Genomic DNA, 20,165 nt, shown 5'->3' with positions numbered 1-20,165 from the left:
CCTACTCATGGCCTGGGACGGGGTGAAGCACATGACAACGCGGTGGTTCGGCGGATGCGCGCCGGGCAGGGCGGCTGCCGTACCGGTGGAGGCCCGCCTGCTCTGGAACGACCCCTTGTTGTGGATCGTCGGTGACTGGGGCCACGGGCTGGTAGGCACAGCGGAACAGCGAGGCGCCAGGATCGCCGTGTTCGGCCCGTGCTCCGCAACGGCGTCTGAGATCAACCATGCTCTAGCCAGTACCGACCTTGCTGCGGCCGTACGTTCGTGGGCTGGTTCTTTCACGGTCGTGCGCGCGGGTGACGGAGGCAGCGTCGAGGTACTGGCCGACGCGGCCGGTGCCTGTCCCCTCTACACGGTGAACGCTCCTGGCGGGCTGGTGTGGGGGTCGAGTTCACTCGCGCTGTCTCCGCTGACGGGTGGACGTGTGGACACCGCGTGGCTCGCCTCCCTCCTGCGAGAGAAGAACGCGCCCGCCTCCGGCCACAGCGCGTGGAGCGGAGTGGCTCCCATACCTGCTGGATGCCGCTTGACCATGAGTCCGGATGGCGAGACATCGCTGTCGGAATGGTGGACGCTGGTCAAGCGCCCATTGGAGGACGCACTTCAGGAACTCCGGGTCGCCCTCAGCGAGGGGGTGCGAGCGCGTGCTGAAGGGGTTCAGGTCACATCGGATCTTGCGGGCATGGACTCGACGACGGTGGCGCTCCTGGCGGCGCGGTACGGCCCGGTCACGGGCGTGACCCTCCACCCGTCCGGTGTCACCCAGGGTGGAGACCTCCAGTACGCGCGGGCGCTGGATGTACCCAGGCTGAACCGCACCTACTTCCCCCTGGAGGACCGTCACCTTCCGTTCAGTGCCACTGACGAGCCACTGCCGGCCACTGACGAGCCCGCACCGTCGACCGGTGTGTGGGCCATGTTCTCCGCCCAACTGCGGATGATGGCGGCAAGTGGATCAGCACGTCACCTGACCGGCGACGGCGGCGACAACTTGTTTCTGCTCGCCCCTGCCCATCTGCCCCAGCTGGCCCGAAACGGACACTGGTTGCGCCTCGTCGCCGACGCGACGGACTGGGCACGGCTGCGCAAACAGAGCCTCCTGCCGTTGATCTCGCAGGCGTTTCGAGGCGAGGCGAACCGAATCGGTCGCGCGGTCCGTCCACGGCCTGCGTGGCTCAGGACGCCGGTGCCCGATCCCGCGCCCGTGGGCGGGGACGCCGACACGGTGCTCGTGGCATCCATCCGGAACGTGGCACGAGCCGTTCAGGCTGACAGCCAACTGGCCGACTCCGTGGGCATCGAGCTGCACAATCCCTACTTCGACGCGGCTGTACTCCAGGCGGTCGTGTCCGCACCGGCCGCCGAGCGGTTCTCCGCGCGCCGGTACAAACCCCTCCTCGCCGACGCCTTCGCCGACGTGATCCCGGAAGCGCACCGGCAGCGTGCGGCCAAGGGACTGTTCGCGGGAGACTTCCACCGAGGGCTACGCATCAACCTGCGACGCGTCCTCGGACTCGCAGACGGACGCCTTGCCGCCATGGGCATCATCGACCCCGCGCCATTGCGGGCCACGTTGCATGCGGCGGCTCTCGGCGCACAGACAGTCTGGCCTCCAGTGCTGTGTGCGCTTGCCACTGAAATGTGGCTGGAAGCCATCGACAACATGGCGGTCACCGAGTGGTCCACACCAGCCTCGGCAGGCGTCCGATGAGCCGCGCCAACACCGTGACCGCCCTCACCGCTCATGCCTGCGTGCTCATCGACTACGACACCGGCCGCACCGAACTCCGCCCAGCCTCCGAGGAGGCGGCATCCCTGGGCGCGACCGTTGTGCGTCTCCAGGACACCCTTCCCTCCTGGGGAACCATCGAGGTGCCGGCAGTCCTGCCACACCCGGTTCACATCCCGCTTCAGTGGCGCGTCGGAGCTGTCCCCGCCGTGCTCATCGCTGCGACGGCCTGGGTACTTGGCCGTCGCGAGATGCGGTTCTCCCGCCTCATACGACTGGCCTGTTCAGGCCGTTCCCTTCCGCCCGCGACAAGGCGACAGGCCCGCTACGCTATGTGCGCGGTTCGCTGGGCCTCACGCCTCGTTCCTGTGCGCTGGGCCTGCCTGGAGCAGTCGACCGTCGCCGCCGTGCTCCTCGCGATGGCAGGGCGGCGGGCCGAGTGGCGGCACGGGGTGGCCACCGATCCGGTACGGCTGCATGCCTGGATCGCCGACACGGAAGGCGAACCCGTCGAAGAACCGGCAGACACCGCGCTCTACACCGCCACCTACACACCCGACGGACCCGGCCCGGTGACCAGGGCCGAAAGGAAGACCCACCGTGAGTGAACCGCACATTCTCCTGACCGGTGAGAACCTGGCATTGGGCATGCCGCGCCGCGACATGTTGCCCGACTACCACCGTTGGGAGAACGACGCCCGGACGATCCTCGGATACGGCAACCAATGGGCGCAGGCGTGGGAAGTCCGCGAGTCCGGGTGGGAGCGACAGCGCGGGAACAGCCGTTACCAGCAGTTCGAGGTGGTCCGGCTGGAGGACCGGACGGCCATCGGCATCACCGTGCTGCAGATCAACACCTTCGTACAGACAGCCGAGTTCGTGATCGTCCTGGCCCCGGAAGCCCGCGGCAAGGGCTACGCGACCGAAGCCAGCCGACTGACTCTCGACTGGGCGTTCCACCTCGGAGCCCTGCGCATGGTGTGGCTGAAGGTGCTGGAACCCAATCAAGCCGGGATCGCGGCCTATGAGAAAGCGGGGTTCCGCCAGTCCGGGCGACTGCGCAAGTCCGGTTACTGGCTCGGACAGCCGGTGGACGAACTCCTGATGGACGCCCTCCCCGAAGACTTTGCCGGACCTTCCGCCGTGACCACAGCCATCGACGGCTGAGACGATCGGCCACAGTCCATACCGCTCCGTGGATCGACCGCGAAGGCAAGCGACGCTGCTACGCCCGCGGGCATCCCCCTCTTTCTCCTCGTCGATCGCGAACGACAGACCGTCTCACTCTTCAGCGCTCCCGAGGACGGAGACCATGTCGACCGGCACACCTTGCCCTTCGGTAAGCACCTCGCCCTGCCGGAACCCTTCGATTTCGAGCTGGACACCTCGTCCTTCTGACAGTCGGAGGGCCCTGGCGGCACGCCATGCCGCCCCCGCCTTCTCCACCTCATAGGACCCACCTCATACCTCAAGGGACCCCATAGGCTCCCTGTCATGCCCCCGGCCAAGAAACGCCCCCGCGCCTACGACCCCGCCAAGACCCGCAAGGCCGTCCTGGCCCAGTTCGGGAACGTACGGGAGGCCGTGAGCACCCTCACCCCGGACCAGCTGGCCCTGCCCACCCGCCTCGGCACCTGGACCGTACGGGACCTGGCCGCGCACATCACCATGGCCGTGGAGAGCGTCAACCGGGCGTTGGAGCGCCCGGAGCCCGCGAAGGCCGAGCTGACCCCCCTCGACTACGCCTCCGCGACCGCCCGGCACGCCGACGCCATCGCCGAGGGCAGCCACACCCTGGCCGAGTCCACCCCCGACCTCACCACCCTCTACACCGAGGTCGACCAGCGCATCACCGCCGCCCTCACCACCACCCCACAGGGCCGCCTCATCGACACCCGCGCCGGCGCCATGACCCTCGACGACTACCTCGTCACCCGCACCATCGAACTCGCCGTCCACACCGACGACCTCAACGCCGCCGTCCCCGCCCTGGACATCCCGTTCGACCGCCACGCCCTCGCCACCTGCGTACGCCTGCTCGCCGACACCCTCGCCGCACGCGCCCCCGGCGGCTCGACGGAGGTCCGCATCCCGCCGTACGCCGTCGTGCAGTGCGTCGAGGGCCCGAGGCACACCCGGGGCACCCCGCCCAACGTCGTCGAGACCGACCCCCTGACCTGGCTCCGCCTGGCCACCGGCCGCCTGGACTGGCCCACGGCCCTGGCCGACGCCAGACTCACCGCCGGCGGCGAACGAGCCGACCTCAGCCACCTCCTCCCCCTGATGAGCTGAGCCGCACTCCAAAAACACGGCCAAAACGAGGTGGAACCGCCCACCCACCCCAACCGTCCCACCGGCATGGACAAGCGACTGACCCTCACCGCCCTGGCCCTGCTCCCGCTCCCGCTGCTCGCGGCCTGCGGCACCGAGTCGGCCGGCTCCGGCAGCACCAACGTCGGATCGAACGCAAGTTCGGGCAAAGACTCGAACGCGACGAAGTCGGCCGTCACCGGCATCCGCTGGACCGTGGACAGCCTCACCGTCGACGGCAAGACGGAACAGGCCCCCGAGTCCGCGTATCTGAAGATCGCCGACAGCGGCGAGGTCGACGGCAACTACGGCTGCAACGGCTTCGGCTCGACCGCCGCCGTCGAGGGGGACCGCATCGCCTTCGAGCAGTTCATGGCCACCGAGATGGCCTGCGCCGACGTGAACATGGACTTCGAGGAATCCCTCGCGTCCACCCTCTCCTCCGGCGAACTCACGGCCGAGAAGACCGACGGCACCCTCACCCTCACCTCCGAGGACGGCGCCGTCATCGAGCTCACCGAGGAGAAGCCCGCCGATCTGTACGGCACGAAGTGGCAGGTCGACGCCCTCCTCGACCACGACGTGGCCGCCTCCCTCCCCGAGGCCGCCGACGGCAAGGCCTGGCTGACCTTCGACAAGAAGGCCAAAACCGTCACCGGCACCCTCGGCTGCAACGAGGTCTCCGCCGAGGCGACCGTGAGCGAGGACAGGATCACCCTCGGCAACCCGCGTACCACCCGACGGATGTGCTCCGACTCACTCATGACCGTCGAACGCGGCCTCCTGGACCTCTTCCAGGGCACGGTGACATATCGGATCGATCACCACAGCATCACGCTGACCAGCGAAAACAACACGGGAGTCAGCGCAGTCGCCGACAAGTGACCTGCGGCGGCCCGCAGTCGGGAACGGGGGCGGGCGAGATCACCGGATTCGGACCGGTGCGCGATCTCGCCTACACTCGGTGGCGTGCCACGTGGTGACGGACGACTCAACCACGACCTTCTCCCCGGCGAGAAAGGCCCCCAGGACGCGTGTGGCGTCTTCGGTGTCTGGGCCCCGGGCGAAGAGGTCGCCAAGCTCACGTACTTCGGGCTCTACGCCCTCCAGCATCGGGGCCAGGAATCCGCGGGTATCGCGGTCAGCAACGGCTCCCAGATCCTCGTCTTCAAGGACATGGGCCTCGTGTCCCAGGTCTTCGACGAGACCTCGCTCGGTTCCCTCCAGGGTCATATCGCGGTCGGTCACGCCCGCTACTCGACCACCGGCGCCTCCGTCTGGGAGAACGCCCAGCCCACGTTCCGTGCCACCGCGCACGGCTCCATCGCGCTCGGCCACAACGGCAACCTGGTCAACACCGCCCAGCTCGCCGAGATGGTCGCCGACCTCCCCAAGCAGGAGGGCGGCCGTACGCCGCGCGTGGCGGCCACCAACGACACCGACCTGCTCACCGCGCTCCTCGCGGCCCAGGTCGACGAGGACGGCAAGCCGCTGACCATCGAGGAGGCCGCCCACACGGTCCTCCCGCAGGTCAAGGGCGCCTTCTCCCTGGTCTTCATGGACGAGCACACCCTCTACGCGGCCCGTGACCCGCAGGGCATCCGCCCGCTGGTCCTCGGCCGGCTGGAGCGCGGCTGGGTCGTCGCCTCCGAGTCCGCCGCCCTCGACATCTGCGGCGCCAGCTTCGTCCGCGAGATAGAGCCGGGCGAGTTCGTCGCCATCGACGAGAACGGCCTGCGCACCTCCCGATTCGCGGACGCGAAGCCCAAGGGCTGTGTCTTCGAGTATGTGTACCTGGCCCGCCCGGACACCGACATCGCCGGCCGCAACGTGTACCTCTCCCGGGTGGAGATGGGCCGCAAACTGGCCAAGGAAGCCCCCGTCGAGGCCGACCTAGTCATAGCGACCCCGGAATCCGGCACCCCGGCCGCCATCGGCTACGCGGAAGCCTCCGGCATCCCCTTCGGCGCGGGCCTCGTCAAGAACGCCTACGTCGGCCGTACGTTCATCCAGCCCTCCCAGACGATCCGCCAGCTCGGTATCCGCCTCAAGCTGAACCCGCTGAAGGAAGTCATCAAGGGCAAGCGCCTGGTGGTCGTGGACGACTCGATCGTCCGGGGCAACACCCAGCGGGCCCTGGTCAGGATGCTCCGCGAGGCGGGAGCGGCGGAGGTCCACATCCGCATCTCCTCCCCGCCCGTGAAGTGGCCGTGCTTCTTCGGCATCGACTTCGCCACCCGCGCCGAGCTGATCGCCAACGGCATGACCATCGACGAGATCGGCACCTCGCTCGGCGCCGACTCCCTGTCGTACATCTCCATCGACGGCATGATCGAGGCGACCACCATCGCCAAGCCGAACCTCTGCCGCGCCTGCTTCGACGGTGAGTACCCGATGGAGCTCCCCGACCCCGAGCTGCTCGGCAAGCAGCTCCTGGAGACGGAACTGGCCGCCGGCCCCGCCGCCACAGCGGCAGCCGACGCGATCCGCCGCCCGTAACGGCCTCTCACTTACTGCCGTACGACACGAAAGCTCTCTTTGGCCATGTCTGAGACACCTATTGCCGAGGGCGGCGCCAGCTACGCAGCCGCGGGCGTCGACATCGAGGCGGGCGACCGCGCCGTCGAACTGATGAAGGAGTGGGTGAAGAAGACCCAGCGCCCCGAGGTCCTCGGCGGCCTCGGCGGCTTCGCCGGCCTCTTCGACGCCTCCGCCCTCAAGCGCTACGAGCGCCCGCTCCTCGCCTCCGCCACGGACGGCGTCGGCACCAAGGTCGACATCGCCCGTCAGCTCGGCGTCTACGACACCATCGGCCACGACCTGGTCGCGATGGTCATGGACGACATCGTGGTCTGCGGCGCCGAGCCCCTGTTCATGACCGACTACATCTGCGTCGGCAAGGTCCACCCCGAGCGCGTCGCCGCCATCGTCAAGGGCATCGCCGAAGGCTGTGTCCTGGCGGGCTGCGCCCTCGTGGGCGGCGAGACCGCCGAGCACCCCGGCCTCCTCGGCGAGGACGACTTCGACGTCGCCGGCGCCGGCACGGGCGTGGTCGAGGCCGACCACCTCCTCGGCCCGGATCGCATCCGTAAGGGTGACGCGGTGATCGCCATGGCATCGTCCGGCCTTCACTCGAACGGGTACTCGCTGGTCCGCCACGTCCTCCTGAACCAGGCGGGTCTCTCCCTGGAAGCGGAGATCGCGGAGCTGGGTCGGCCCCTCGGCGCGGAGCTGCTGGAGCCGACGAAGATCTACTCACTCGACTGCCTGGCGCTGACCCGCACCACAGCCGTCCACGCCTTCTCCCACATCACGGGAGGCGGCCTGGCGGCCAACCTGGCCCGAGTGATCCCCGACACCCTCCACGCCACAGTGGACCGCTCCACCTGGACCCCGGCCCCCATCTTCGACCTGGTCGGCAGGACGGGCCAGGTGGACCGCCTGGAGCTGGAGAAGACCCTGAACATGGGGGTCGGCATGATGGCCATCGTCCCGCAGGAGTCGGTGGACGTGGCCCTGTCGACCCTGTCCGACAGGGGCGTGGACGCCTGGGTGGCAGGCGAAATCACCGACCGTGGCGACTACGAGACGGGCGCGGAACTGGTGGGCGACTACGCGTAGCTGGTCACCGGCGGCGCCCCTGACGGCCCGAAGGGCCGCACTTTTCAGGGGCGCCGGTGCCCCTGACGGACCGCAGGTCCGAAAAGGGGCGCGGGGAACTGCGCGACCAGCCACAACGCACCCGCACCCGCACCCGCAAAGCACAGTGCTCCCCGAGCTATTAGGCGCCCAAGACCCCAACGGACAGCACAAAGCCCGGCCCGGCGGGCAACCCGCTCGGACCGGGAAAGCGCAGCTACAAGGTCAAGCCCCGCGGCGATGCGACTGCGAGGACGGCCCGGACTCATCGTCCTCGTCATCCTCGTCGTCATCCGTGTTGTACAACTCCGCGTACCGCGCGTACGGGTTGTCTTCGTCGTCTTCGTCGTCCTCGAACGGCTCGCCGTTCGGCGGCTGGCTCGAAGTCGTCGAAGCGCCCAGCTCGCTGGCCAGACGCGACAGGTCAGTCCCACCGCTGTTGTACTTCAGCTGGCGGGCGACCTTCGTCTGCTTGGCCTTGGCCCGGCCGCGCCCCATGGCTCGACCCCCTCGGTGACGGGGCTCGACGGCCCCAGAGTCTTGACACGCGTTCATGATCTGGAACGGGCTCTCCGTGGAGAGACCGGTCCGTAGGGCTTCCACGGTACCTGAGCCCGCGCCCATACGGTACGTCGCCCGCAGGACGTGCCTGTGCCCAGAACCCTCGGGGAGCCCTGTCCCCGCTGGTCAACCGCGATTTTAACCCTTTCTTGGCGGACGACCCGCCGGTCGGAGTGAGAGTTCTCTCTACAGCCATCGACGGGTACCGCCCGAAGTCGTGCGACCCTCGCGCGCGAAAGCCGCACAACTCTCGTAGGGACTTCGGCCCCCCGCCGCCCGGCGGAGGCGGAGGGCCCCGGAAGGTCAGCGCCGGCGCGCGGCGTCGGCCTCGTGCATCCGCTGCTCGGCGATCCGGTCGGCCGCGGCGGCCGGCGGAATCCCATCCGTCTTCGCACGTGCGAATATCCCGAGCGTGGTGTCGTAGATCTTCGCGGCCTTCGCCTTGCACCGCTCGAAGTCGAACCCGTGCAACTCGTCGGCGACCTGGATGACCCCGCCGGCGTTCACGACGTAGTCGGGGGCGTAGAGAATCCCGCGGTCGGCGATGTCCTTCTCGACACCGGGGTGCGCGAGCTGGTTGTTGGCCGCGCCGCACACCACCCGGGCCGTGAGCACGGACACCGAGTCGTCGTTCAGCGCGCCGCCGAGGGCGCAGGGGGCGTAGATGTCGAGGCCGTCGACCCGGATCAGCTCCTCGGTGTCGGCCACGGCCATGACATCGCGGTGCCGCTCGGTGATCCGCCGCACGGCCTCGTCCCGTACGTCGGTCACGAAGACCTCGGCACCCTCCGCGACCAGGTGTTCGACGAGGTGATGGCCGACCTTGCCGACGCCGGCGATGCCGATGCGCCTGGCCCGCAGCGACGGGTCGCCCCACAGATGCTGGGCGGAGGCGCGCATGCCCTGATAGACGCCGAAGGCGGTGAGGACGGACGAATCCCCGGCCCCGCCGTTCTCCGGCGACCGGCCCGTCGTCCAGCGGCATTCCCGTGCCACGACGTCCATGTCGGCGACATACGTACCGACGTCGCACGCGGTGACGTACCGGCCGCCGAGTGAGGCTACGAACCGCCCGTAGGCGAGCAGCAGCTCCTCGGTCTTGTCCCGGTCGGGGTCCCCGATGATCACGGCCTTGCCGCCGCCGTGGTCGAGTCCGGCCATGGCGTTCTTGTACGACATCCCGCGCGCGAGGTTCAGCGCGTCGGCGACGGCCTCGGCCTCGGTGGCGTACGGGTAGAAGCGGGTGCCGCCGAGGGCGGGTCCCAGCGCTGTGGAGTGGATGGCGATGACGGCCTTGAGGCCGCTGGCCCGGTCCTGGCAGAGCACGACTTGCTCGTGACCGCCCTGGTCCGAGTGGAACAGGGTGTGCAGGACGCCGTCAGATACTTCGGTCACTGTGGTGACTCCTGGGTGATGAGCGGCGGTTCGGTGACAGCCTTCCATGGGGGTCCCCCCACGCCTTTTGGGCAGTGGGGGAGGGTGGCGGGGGCTGTGGGATGAGAGTAGAGCCTGAGGCCGCCCGACATCGGCGCAGCCACAGGATCACCCACTCCCGGAGTACGGCCGTGGTGTGGTCCGCACATGTTTCCTGCCCGTTCATGGGCGGGTTCAGCAGGTTTCCGCGAGTGCTCGCGGGGGAGGGAGGAGGCGTGCCCAAGGTGTCCTCGGTGATCGTCCCGTACGCGTCCTACCTCCGCGTGTACGAGCCGCTGGCCGCCTTCCCCGAGCCCGAGCGCACCCACTGGGCACGCTACGCCCGGCGTACCGACCGGCCGTCGTACCAGGACGAGCTGCGCCGCTCGCTGGCCGATCTGCTGCCGATCCCGCCCGTCGCCGTGCCGGTGCACGAGAGCAGCGACGCCTTTGTGCTGGAGGTCGACGGGGTGGTCTGCGTCTGCCCGTGGCGGACCCGGCTGCGCGGCTGGCAGGCGCTCGGCGATCTGGCGGAGGAGCTGCCCGTCCCGGTCCTCGACGCGGTGCTGCCGCCACTGGTGCGCCGGCAGGCCAGCCAGGACTACGAGCGCTGGATGGCCCGCAACCCCGACGCCCGCCCGTGGATTCGCACGGCGACCTGGCAGGTCCCGCTGAACTGGTTCGTCCTGGTCTCCGACGACGAGCGGATGTACGAGAAGGGGTCGGCCGGATCGATCGGATCGGCCGAAAACTCACCCGTGCTTCGCTATCGCACTCCCATGGTGCAGGCCCGGCGGCGGGTGGCGCGGGGGCTGAGGGCGCTCAGGGAGGCACTCGACGAGGGGCCGCTGATCGACGGGCTGATCGATGTGGGCCGCTGGCTGGAGGAGTTCCATCCACGCTCGCTCGTCGAGCTGGACTACGGCGGCCTGGTCCATGTCCTGCCCGCCGACGAACTGGACGGCGACCACTCGGCCGCCGATGTCGCCGAGGGCATCGAAGCCCTGCGGACGGGGGACGGCCTGGCCGCCGGGGAGGCGTACGGGCGTCTGGTCGAGCGCTGGCGGGCGGTACGGGACCGTCGCTCGGCGAACTGAGTCGTTCGAACATCTCAGCCGTACTTGTGACTTGTGGGGCGCCTGGGAAAAGGCTTTCCACATAGGCTGAAGCATGGTGAACTGTCCACCCTTGGCCCAGGCTTGACGTACCGAAGTCCCATGGAGGAGTCATCATGGGACGTAGGCCATCGATCCGGGCTTTTGTGTCAAGCAGGCGTCAAGCGTGACGGATTGCACTTACGTGGGCCTTGCCTCTTACGCACCTCCTCATGCCAAAATAGGACAAGGAGTCCGGGGGAGGCTCCCTCTGCTCATCTATGGGTGGAATCTCAGCATTGCAAGCTTTTGGGGGGTCTCGTGACTCCTGAGCGCCACTGTGACTGATCGTCACAGTGGCGTGACTGTCCGCTATGGCATGGTCCATCGGCATCCGTCGCTGATGACTACCTGGGAGGGCAATTCCATCGGTTTGGCCGACGCGGCTGGACAGATGGTGTAGTTGTAGTGCCGAGGACAAGCCGTTCGTCCTATAACCGACTCGACTCGCGTCCGCCATTTCGGGCAACGCGGGTCAAGGTGCAGAATTTAGAGGAAAGAACCGAGAAGGTTCGGTTCTCCCGAGGAGGCCGCTCATGACCGCTCGCACCCCTGATGCCGAGCCGCTGCTGACCCCGGCTGAGGTCGCCACCATGTTCCGTGTCGACCCGAAGACGGTCACGCGGTGGGCGAAGGCCGGCAAGCTCACGTCCATCCGCACGCTCGGCGGACACCGCCGTTACCGCGAGGCCGAGGTCCGCGCCCTGCTGGCGGGTATTCCGCAGCAGCGCAGCGAGGCCTGAACAACTGCATAACGGGGCATTTCGGCTGGTCCCCCACTGGCCGGGAAGCCCGAAACCGCAGCTCAGTGATTTTTCACAAGTGAGCTGCACTACCGCTCCAAGCGACGCGGGTCCTGCCCCAACAGGTCCCACGCCCGAGCACCGCAGAGCTTGTCCACAAGGGTGCGTCGTCGATCGCGCTGGACTCCGCCGGGTCCAGCGCGATTTTTTTGTGCCCGGGAGCACCGGAACGCAGGGTTCTGGTCGGGTGTGTGAGCGGCTCTGTCGGACTCTGGGGAGGGGTGTGGGATCTCTCGTGAGGGGCCTCTGCCGACTGGTGCAATTGCACATATTAAATTGACCAGTTGTAGGGGGTCCGTAAGAAGCTACCTTCCGGAAACTTCTACAGTGACACCCATCACATGCCGTGCTGCTTGTTGGCGGTGCCTCATCTGCGGTAGTGGAGGCGGGAGTTGAGGGAGCGTCGCTCCCCTGTGGGGGTGATTCCCCGATCCGGGGCCCTCACGCCTGTGTTGAGCCCGGCGTGCGCCAGGGGGCGCGCGACAGCCCGGTTTACGCCCTGGAGGGGTTCTCCGCGTCCGTGGGGCCCTCGGTGCCGTCCTCGGCCGCCGTGGAGGGTTCCGTGGCCAGCCGGAGCAGTCTGTGGCAGATGGGGCAGTGGCGCGTGAGATGGCGGTACGAGGAGGCGGCCGACAGATGAGCGCGAAGCAGTGCGCGGGTCTCGTGCCGAGCGGACGCCGCCATACGCCACCTCCGGGGGTCGGGTCCTTTTTCTGAGGTACCGGCGGAATGTGACGCCGTCAACCCCCGGCGGCAGCACGCGCGAAGAGGCCCGCGTCCTTTACCCGGACGCGGGCCTCTCGTACATCACTGCGGTCCTGACGGGATTTGAACCCGCGGCCTCCACCTTGACAGGGTGGCGAGCACTCCAAACTGCTCCACAGGACCTTGCTTCACAGGCGGTGCGGTTTCCCGCGCTGGCCTGCGAGAAGAGACTGTACAGGAGGGGAGGCCCTCGGTCGAACTCACTTAACGTATATGCCTCGTTACCGGCCAACGAGGCCGTCCGGCGGCGGGTAGCCAGGTGCTCGCCGGCCGACGCCGCGCTGGGCGCCGACTGAAGCCGCCGGCCGCCGGTCGAGCTGCTGGTCGTCGGCCGTGGGTGCGGGCCGTGGCCGTGGGCTTCCGCCTACGGCGCCAGCGCGTCGATCGCCTTCACGATCCGTTTGTCGGAGATCGGATAGGCCGTGCCCAGCGCATGGGCGAAGTAGCTGACCCGCAGCTCCTCGATCATCCAGCGGACGTCCAGGACGGCCGACGGGATCGGGCGGCCCTGCGGCTGCTGTTCCAGCAGCCAGGCGTACTCGTCCCGCATCTCATGGACCTTCTCCATCCGGGCGGTGTCCCGCTGGACGCCGGTCGGCATCTGCTGGAGCCGGCGGTCGGCGGCGACCAGGTAGCGCATCAGGTCGGGCATCCGGCGCAGGCCCGCCTCGGTCACGAAGCCCGGCTTCACCAGCGCGTCCAACTGGGCGCGCACATCCCTGAGGTTGGCCAGAAGCGCGGGGCTGCGGGTGGACTTGAAGCGGCGCTCACACGCCTGCCAGGCGGCGAGCACCTGCTGCACCTGGCCCACCGTACGGACCGTGGTGTCCACGATCTCGGCGCGGACCTTGTCGTAGAGCTTGCGGTACGACTCCTCGTCCCAGGCCGGGCCGCCGAAGTCGGCGATCAGTTTGTCGGCGGCGGCCATCGCGCAGTCGTCGAAGAGAGCCTGGATGGAACCGTGCGGATTGGCCGAGAGCGCCAACTTCTGTGCGTTGGTGAGCTTTTCGCTCGCGAACTTCGCAGGATTGACCGGGATGTTTCGGAGGATGAGCCTCCGAGTGCCCTTCCACATAGCCTCGGCCTGCTCCACCTCCGTGTCGAAGAGGCGTACGGAGACGGTGTCGCCGTTGTCCACCAGTGCCGGGTACGCCTTCACCGGCTGGCCGGCGCGGCGGGTCTCGAACACCCGGGTGAGGGTGCCGATCGTCCAGTCGGTCAGGCCGGTGCGCTCCAGGGACTCACCGCCCTGGCGTTCGGCGGTCGCCGCCGCGGCCTGCGAGAGGGCCTTTCGCGCCCTCGGCTTCAACTGGAGGCGCAGGGACTCCAGATCCTTGTCCTCGGCCAGCTTCCGGCGACGCTCGTCGACGATCCGGAACGTGATCTTCAGATGGTCGGGGACGCGGGACTGGTCGAAGTCGTCGGCCGTCAGCGGGACCCCCACCATCCGCTTCAGCTCACGGGCGAGCGTGACGGTCAACGGCTCCTGCAGAGGCACCGCCTGGTCGAGGAAGCGCTTGGCGAAGTTCGGCGCCGGGACGTAGTTGCGGCGGATCGGCTTCGGGAGGGAACGGATCAGCTCCGTCACCAACTCCTCCCTGAGCCCTGGGATCTGCCAGTCGAAGCCCTCGTCCGTGACCTGATTGAGGACCTGGAGCGGGATGTGGACGGTGACACCGTCCGCGTCCGCGCCCGGCTCGAACTGGTACGTGACCCGGAACTTCAGCTGTCCCTGCCGCCAGGAGTCGGGATAGTCGGCCTTGGTGACAGCCTCCGCAGACTCCCGGATGAGCATCTCCCGCTCGAAGTCCAGGAAGTCCGGCTGTTCATGCCGCTTGTGCTTCCACCACGAGTCGAAGTGGGCGCCGGAGACGACGTGTTCGGGGACGCGCTGCTCGTAGAAGTCGAAGAGGGTGTCGTCGTCGACCACGATGTCCCGGCGCCGCGCCCGGTGCTCCAACTCCTCGACCTCGCTGAGGAGTCGGCGGTTGTCGGCGAAGAACTTGTGGTGGGTACGCCAGTCGCCCTCGACGAGTGCGTTGCGGATGAAAAGCTCGCGGCTGGCTTCCGGGTCGATCCGGCCGAAGTTGACCTTGCGCTGGGCCACGATCGGCACGCCGTACAGCGTGACCTTCTCGTACGCCATCACGGCCGCCTGGTCCTTCTCCCAGTGCGGCTCGCTATAGGTCCGCTTGAGCAGGTGCTCGGCGAGCGGTTCCACCCATTCCGGCTCGATCTTGGCGTTGACGCGGGCCCAGAGCCGGGACGTCTCCACCAGCTCGGCGGACATCACGAAGCGCGGGGGCTTCTTGAAGAGGGCCGAGCCCGGGAAAACGGCGAACTTGGCGTTCCGGGCGCCCAGATACTCGTTCTTCGCTGTGTTTTTCCCGCCCTCCCGCCCGGCTTCCTTCACGTCCTTCATCCCGATGTGGGAGAGCAGCCCGGCGAGAAGCGAGACATGCACATGCTGCTCGGCGGCATCCTCCTCATTCAGATGGATACCCATCTGCTTGGCGACGGTCCGCAACTGACTGTAAATATCCTGCCATTCGCGAATGCGCAGGAAGTTCAGATACTCCTGCTTGCACATCCGTCGGAACGAGGACGAACCGCGCTCCTTCTGCTGCTCGCGGATGTACCGCCAGAGGTTGAGGAAGGCGAGGAAGTCGCTGGACTCGTCCTTGAAGCGGGCGTGCTGCTGGTCGGCCTGGGTCTGCTTGTCGGCGGGGCGTTCGCGCGGGTCCTGGATGGAGAGCGCGGCGGCGATCACCATGACCTCGCGGGCACAGCCGTTCTTGTCGGCCTCCACGACCATCCGGGCGAGGCGTGGGTCGACGGGCAACTGGGAGAGCTTGCGCCCCATCGGGGTCAGCCGCTTGCGTACGTCCTTTTCCGCCGGGTCGAGCGCCCCCAGTTCCTGGAGGAGCTGCACGCCGTCGCGGATATTGCGGTGGTCCGGCGGATCGATGAAGGGGAACTTCTCGATGTCACCGAGGCCGGCGGCGGTCATCTGGAGGATGACGGAGGCGAGATTCGTACGCAGGATCTCGGCGTCAGTGAACTCGGACCGCGCATTGAAGTCGTCCTCGCTGTACAGCCGGATACAGACACCGTCGGACGTACGACCGCAGCGGCCCTTGCGTTGATTGGCGCTGGCCTGCGAGATCGGCTCGATCGGCAGCCGCTGCACCTTGGTGCGATGGCTGTACCGGCTGATCCGGGCGAAGCCGGGGTCGATGACGTACTTGATGCCCGGGACGGTGAGGGAGGTCTCGGCGACGTTCGTGGCCAGAACGATCCTGCGCCCGGTGTGCGGCTGGAAGACGCGGTGCTGCTCGGCATGCGAGAGCCGCGCGTAGAGCGGCAGCACCTCAGTGAAGCGGTACTGCTTCTTGATCAGCGCATCCGCGGTGTCCCGAATCTCCCGCTCACCGGAGAGGAAGACGAGGATGTCGCCCTTGCCCTCCCCCTGAAGCTCCTCGACGGCATCGCAGATCGCGGTGATCTGATCGCGGTCGGCGTCGTCCCCGTCCTCCTCCAGGAGGGGCCGATAGCGCACTTCGACCGGATACGTACGGCCGCTGACCTCGACGATCGGGGCGTCGCCGAAGTGGCGTGAGAAGCGCTCGGGGTCGATGGTCGCCGAGGTGATGACGACCTTGAGATCGGGCCGCTTGGGCAGCAGTTGCGCCAGATATCCGAGCAGGAAGTCGATATTGAGGGACCGCTCGTGGGCCTCGTCGATGATGATCGTGTCGTAGGCGCGCAGCTCGCGGTCGGTCTGGATCTCCGCGAGGAGGATGCCGTCCGTCATCAGCTTGACGAAGGTGGCGTCCGGGTTGACCTGGTCGGTGAACCGCACCTTCCAGCCGACGGCCTCACCGAGAGGCGTCCGCAACTCCTCCGCCACACGCTCGGCGACCGTACGGGCCGCGATCCGCCGCGGCTGCGTATGCCCGATCATGCCGCGCACGCCACGCCCCAGCTCCATACAGATCTTGGGGATCTGCGTGGTCTTCCCGGAGCCGGTCTCACCCGCGACGATGACGACCTGGTGATCGCGTATGGCCTCCGCGATCTCGTCCTTCTTCTGGCTGACGGGCAGCTGCTCGGGGTACGAGACGGCCGGGACACGCGCGGCGCGCTCGGCCATACGGGCCTCGCCCTTGGCGACCTCCGCCTCGATCTCGGCGAGCACGGCGGCCCGGGCCTCGGGCTTACGGATCTTGCGCGCACCTTCGAGCCTGCGCCCGAGCCGATGCGCATCACGCAGGGACAGCTCGGCCAGGCGGGGGGCGAGGGCGCCGAAGGCGGGGGCAGGGTGAGTGGACATACGCGACCCAGGATCTCACCTCGACGAAACGAGGGGCGAACGCTTTTGCGTCCGCTGTGACGAAAGCCCCCTCCGATCGCTCGGAGGGGACTCTCATACGGTGTGGCTGGGGCCGGGGTCGAACCGGCGACCTTCCGCTTTTCAGGCGGACGCTCGTACCAACTGAGCTACCCAGCCGCGATGTTTCACGTGAAACACCAGCGGTCCTGACGGGATTTGAACCCGCGGCCTCCACCTTGACAGGGTGGCGAGCACTCCAAACTGCTCCACAGGACCAAGAAGGCGTACGACAGTGTCGCACATGTTCTTGCGTGCCCCCAACGGGATTCGAACCCGTGCTACCGCCTTGAAAGGGCGGCGTCCTAGGCCGCTAGACGATGAGGGCTATCGGCCCGCCTGGGCGCTTTGTCAGCGCGTCGGGGACGTGAGAAGCATATGGGATGGCGGGAGCTATCGCCAAAACGGTTTCTGCGGGTGCGGGAAACGGCCGGTCAGGGGGTGGTTTCGGTGGGGGTGCGGGTGGTTCCGGTGGGAGTGGGGGAGTCCGGTGGGGTCGGGGCGTCGTCCGGGGTGGCTCCTGGCTGGTTCTCCTTCGGTAGGTGGCGGCTGACCTCGGCCGTTGTCAGGCCCAGGCCGCCCAGTTTGATCTCGTCCCAGGCCTGGAGGCGGTGGGTGTCGCGGTCCAGGTAGAGGACCGAGGTCTCGATGGGGTCGGGGTGCTCGCCCTCCAGGGCCCGCAGTCCGCTGCCGCCGGTCGAGCCCTCGATGCGGAGGCGGGTGCCCTGGTCCAGGACCTCCATCTCGGGGTGGTGGAGGTGTCCGGCGAGGACGAGCGGCACCTCGCCGTCCGTCTCGCGGGCCGCGTCCGGGTTGTGGGCGATGGCGATGTCCACCGGGGTGCCGGCCGCCTGCTGGGCCCGTAGCGCCTTGGCCAGCCGCTGCCCCGCCTCCTCTTCCGAGGGCAGCCCCGACTGGCCGGTCGAGCGGTCCGGGGTGAACTGCGGATCGCCCATCCCCGCGAAGCGCAGCCCGCCCACGTTCACCGCCTTGCCCTCGTCGAGGACGTACGTGTTGTCCAGGCCCTCCAGATACCGCTGGGTCTCCCGCGAGTCATGGTTGCCGCGCACCCAGACGTACGGGGCCCCGAGGTCGGCGATCGGGTCGAGGAAGGCGTTCTCGGCGGCGGTGCCGTGGTCCATGGTGTCGCCGGAGTCGACGATCACATTGATCTCGTACTGCTCCACCAGCGAGGCGATGATCTTCCAGCTCGCCGGGTTGAGGTGGATGTCGGAGACATGGAGCACCCGGATGGTCGTCGGGTCCGGCTGGTAGGCGGGGAGCGTGGACGTGACGTCGTACAACTTGGTCACGTTCGTCACCAGTCGGGCCAACTCCTGCTGGTAGATGTCGAACTCGGTGACGATGCTGCGGGCGTTGCCGACGAGGGACGGGGCGGACGAGAGCAGCCCCGAGAACTTGGGCTCCAGGACGGAGTTCGGGTTCCAGGTGGCGGCGGCGGTGCCACCGCAGGCGGCCAGCAGGGCGAAGGCGAGGCCGCCGGCGGCCAGCGCGCGGCGGGGGCGGCGGTAGACGGCCAGACCGAGGGCGGTGGCCCCCGAGACGACGGCGACCCCGGAGCGTACGGCCAGGTCGAGGGTGCCGTGGCGGACGTCGGACGCTATTTCGTCCTGCAGCCCGGAGATCCGCTCCGGGTGGTCGACCAGGGCCTGCGCCCGCTCCGGGTCCAACTGGTCGACGTTCACGTCCAGGCGTACGGGAGCGGTGTGGCTGCGCAGCTCCAGGGCGCCCAGCGGCGAGACGTTGATCTTCGTGCCGCCGGTGAGGGACGGGCGGAGGGTCATCGTGGTGTTCACCGGGCCCACCGGGGTGCGTACGTTGCCCACGATGAGCAGGCCCAGCCAGGCGCCCAACAGCACCACCGCGACCAGACCGAAGGCACGGCCCCACGGGTGGGGGTGGTGGACCAGTTCGGCGGTGGGGTGCGGGTGGCGGGAGCGGTAGTGGCGGACCAGGGCCCGCAGGGGGGCGGTGGTGGCTTGTGCGGCGGGGACGCGGGCCATTGGTCCCGTATGCCCAGAGGCGGCGGCGGATATGCGACGGGGCGAGGACTCTCGCACGTGGGGGTCGTGCATGAGAATGGGCCTGTGCTGCAGATGACGCGCGAGGAGTTCGAGGAACTGGTCGCCGAGGCGTTGGACCGGATTCCGCCGGAACTGACACGGCTGATGGACAACGTGGCGGTGTTCGTCGAGGACGAACCGCCCGCCGACGACCCCGAGCTGCTCGGGCTCTACGAGGGGACTCCGCTCACGGATCGCGGGGAGTGGTACGCGGGGGTGCTGCCGGATCGGATCACGATCTATCGGGGGCCGACGCTGCGGATGTGCGACAGCCGGGAGGACGTCGTCGCCGAGACCGAGGTGACTGTGGTGCATGAGATCGCGCATCACTTTGGGATTGATGATGCTCGGTTGCATGCGTTGGGGTATGGGTAGCCGCGCCGGGTTCGGGGTGGGGGTGGCTGTGCGTTGCGGGCTGCGGGTCCGTTGTGGTTGATCGCGCGGTTCCCCGCGCCCCTTAGAGGGCGCGGCCTTGGTGGGCGGCGTCAGAGAGCGCGGGAGCGCGTGGGCCGCGCGTGTCTTCTTGTGTGTGGCGGGAGTTGGGCAGGGGGATTCCCTCACGCCCCCTCGGAGGTGGCTGCCGTGCGCGCCCTCAACGTATCCGTCCGTCTGGCCGCCACGGTCATGGCCGTCGCCGCGGCCGCCGGTTGTATGAGCGTCGGGGACGACGGGCGCAAGCCCGGGCCTTCGCCGTCGGTCGGGGAGAGCGGTGGTGAACAGGCCGACGGGGGTTCGATGGTGACCGGCGAGGGCGGTACGGGGCACGAGGCCGGGCGGAGCAAGCGGAAGCCGTCCGCGTCGCCGGACGCCTCCGCCTCCGGGTCGGCCTCTCCATCGGCGTCCGCCTCCAAGGGGGCGAAGCCGTCCAAGAAGGCCAAGCCGCCCAAGGGCGGGGCGGGGGAGGGCAAGGGGGAGTCGCCGGCTCCGCCCGAGCCGACTGAGGGGGAGCCGACGCCCACGCCCACGCCGCCCGAGCCGGAGCCGACCTTTTCTCCTGAGCCGGAGCCGCCGGGCTCTCCCGAGCCGTCGGCTGAGCCGTCTTCTTCGGCGCCTGAGCAGGGGGCGCAGTTGGTGGAGAGGGAACCGGCGCCGGAGGCGGGGGAGCCGGTTTAGGTCTGCCGGGTGCCTAATAGCTCGGGGGTGGGTGTGCGTTGGCGGGTGCGGGTCTGGTGTGGCTGGTCGCGCCCACGCGGCGGAGCCGCATATCGGTACGGCCCCGCGCCCCTATTTGGGCCTCCGGCCCTCCTAGGGGCTGCGCCCCTAGCACCCCCGCCGAAGGAAGGTCGCGTGGCCCCTATCGGGGCTGACCTGCGA

General features: G+C 68.6%; 16 protein-coding genes and 4 tRNA genes. 11 read left to right on the top strand and 9 right to left on the bottom strand.

The features are described from left to right. Positions 1–7: 7 nt before the first annotated feature. The 7 genes from ACWD4G_RS41460 to purM all read left to right on the top strand — a co-directional run bounded on the left by ACWD4G_RS41460 (position 8) and on the right by purM (position 7,663). Positions 8–1,714 carry an albusnodin/ikarugamycin family macrolactam cyclase gene (locus ACWD4G_RS41460; RefSeq protein WP_451303152.1) on the top strand — a complete coding sequence of 569 codons (1,707 nt, stop codon included), beginning with the start codon at positions 8–10 and terminating at the stop codon, positions 1,712–1,714. After that, on the top strand, positions 1,711–2,340 hold the full coding sequence (locus ACWD4G_RS41455; RefSeq protein ID WP_451303150.1) for a lasso peptide biosynthesis B2 protein: 630 nt from the start codon (positions 1,711–1,713) through the stop codon (positions 2,338–2,340). The genes ACWD4G_RS41460 and ACWD4G_RS41455 overlap by 4 nt, the downstream gene beginning before the upstream one ends. Continuing rightward, positions 2,333–2,899 carry a GNAT family N-acetyltransferase gene (locus tag ACWD4G_RS41450; RefSeq protein ID WP_451303148.1) on the top strand — a complete coding sequence of 189 codons (567 nt, stop codon included), beginning with the start codon at positions 2,333–2,335 and terminating at the stop codon, positions 2,897–2,899. Before ACWD4G_RS41455 ends, ACWD4G_RS41450 begins: the two co-directional genes overlap by 8 nt. Before the next feature lie 327 nt (positions 2,900–3,226). After that, entirely contained in the window at positions 3,227–4,024 is a 798-nt protein-coding gene (locus ACWD4G_RS41445; RefSeq protein ID WP_451303146.1) for a sterol carrier family protein, read from the top strand. Between the two features lie 66 nt (positions 4,025–4,090). Next, the gene (locus ACWD4G_RS41440) at positions 4,091–4,927 is read left to right on the top strand and encodes an META domain-containing protein (protein ID WP_451303144.1); all 837 of its coding nucleotides are present in this window, start codon (positions 4,091–4,093) and stop codon (positions 4,925–4,927) included. 84 nt (positions 4,928–5,011) lie between these two features. Continuing rightward, a complete protein-coding gene (gene purF / locus ACWD4G_RS41435; protein ID WP_451303142.1) occupies positions 5,012–6,541 on the top strand; it encodes an amidophosphoribosyltransferase in 1,530 nt (509 codons plus the stop codon). Positions 6,542–6,586: 45 nt separating this feature from the next. Further along, the gene (gene purM, locus ACWD4G_RS41430) at positions 6,587–7,663 is read left to right on the top strand and encodes a phosphoribosylformylglycinamidine cyclo-ligase (RefSeq protein WP_451303140.1); all 1,077 of its coding nucleotides are present in this window, start codon (positions 6,587–6,589) and stop codon (positions 7,661–7,663) included. A 243-nt stretch (positions 7,664–7,906) separates the two neighbouring features. Here purM and ACWD4G_RS41425 read toward each other — a convergent pair whose 3' ends face one another. Next, positions 7,907–8,179: a DUF3073 domain-containing protein gene (locus ACWD4G_RS41425; protein WP_451303138.1), complete on the bottom strand. Its 273-nt coding sequence runs from the start codon at positions 8,177–8,179 to the stop codon at positions 7,907–7,909. Between the two features lie 366 nt (positions 8,180–8,545). Continuing rightward, positions 8,546–9,637 carry a Leu/Phe/Val dehydrogenase gene (locus tag ACWD4G_RS41420; protein ID WP_451303136.1) on the bottom strand — a complete coding sequence of 364 codons (1,092 nt, stop codon included), beginning with the start codon at positions 9,635–9,637 and terminating at the stop codon, positions 8,546–8,548. 254 nt (positions 9,638–9,891) lie between these two features. Between ACWD4G_RS41420 and ACWD4G_RS41415 the strand changes: the two genes are divergently transcribed. Together ACWD4G_RS41415 and bldC are read left to right on the top strand one after the other, a co-directional pair. Then, entirely contained in the window at positions 9,892–10,752 is an 861-nt protein-coding gene (locus ACWD4G_RS41415; RefSeq protein ID WP_451303134.1) for a hypothetical protein, read from the top strand. A gap of 593 nt (positions 10,753–11,345) precedes the next feature. After that, positions 11,346–11,552 (top strand): developmental transcriptional regulator BldC, encoded by a 207-nt coding sequence (bldC, locus tag ACWD4G_RS41410; protein WP_003949541.1) that lies wholly within the window; start codon positions 11,346–11,348, stop codon positions 11,550–11,552. Positions 11,553–12,104: 552 nt separating this feature from the next. Here bldC and ACWD4G_RS41405 read toward each other — a convergent pair. From ACWD4G_RS41405 to ACWD4G_RS41375, 7 genes are all read right to left on the bottom strand, one after another. After that, the gene (locus ACWD4G_RS41405) at positions 12,105–12,296 is read right to left on the bottom strand and encodes a DUF6274 family protein (RefSeq protein WP_451303132.1); all 192 of its coding nucleotides are present in this window, start codon (positions 12,294–12,296) and stop codon (positions 12,105–12,107) included. A gap of 129 nt (positions 12,297–12,425) precedes the next feature. After that, positions 12,426–12,500 (bottom strand) — tRNA-Asp (locus ACWD4G_RS41400). Between the two features lie 241 nt (positions 12,501–12,741). Further along, positions 12,742–16,710, bottom strand: coding sequence for an ATP-dependent RNA helicase HrpA (gene hrpA, locus ACWD4G_RS41395; RefSeq protein ID WP_451303130.1), 3,969 nt, complete (start codon positions 16,708–16,710; stop codon positions 12,742–12,744). Positions 16,711–16,813: 103 nt separating this feature from the next. After that, a tRNA-Phe gene (locus tag ACWD4G_RS41390) sits at positions 16,814–16,887 on the bottom strand. Between the two features lie 24 nt (positions 16,888–16,911). Further along, positions 16,912–16,986: transfer RNA gene (locus ACWD4G_RS41385), tRNA-Asp, on the bottom strand. Between the two features lie 36 nt (positions 16,987–17,022). Next, a tRNA-Glu gene (locus ACWD4G_RS41380) sits at positions 17,023–17,095 on the bottom strand. A 106-nt stretch (positions 17,096–17,201) separates the two neighbouring features. Then, positions 17,202–18,791 carry a metallophosphoesterase family protein gene (locus ACWD4G_RS41375; RefSeq protein WP_451303128.1) on the bottom strand — a complete coding sequence of 530 codons (1,590 nt, stop codon included), beginning with the start codon at positions 18,789–18,791 and terminating at the stop codon, positions 17,202–17,204. Between the two features lie 84 nt (positions 18,792–18,875). Between ACWD4G_RS41375 and ACWD4G_RS41370 the strand changes: the two genes are divergently transcribed. Together ACWD4G_RS41370 and ACWD4G_RS41365 are read left to right on the top strand one after the other, a co-directional pair. Next, positions 18,876–19,226 carry a metallopeptidase family protein gene (locus tag ACWD4G_RS41370; protein ID WP_451303126.1) on the top strand — a complete coding sequence of 117 codons (351 nt, stop codon included), beginning with the start codon at positions 18,876–18,878 and terminating at the stop codon, positions 19,224–19,226. Positions 19,227–19,433: 207 nt separating this feature from the next. After that, positions 19,434–19,964 carry a hypothetical protein gene (locus ACWD4G_RS41365; RefSeq protein WP_451303124.1) on the top strand — a complete coding sequence of 177 codons (531 nt, stop codon included), beginning with the start codon at positions 19,434–19,436 and terminating at the stop codon, positions 19,962–19,964. Positions 19,965–20,165 lie beyond the last annotated feature (201 nt).

It is taken from the genome of Streptomyces sp. NPDC002643 (assembly GCF_053592555.1).
Note: the sequence above shows the minus strand (reverse complement) of the source record. Positions and strands in the feature narration are given on the sequence as shown.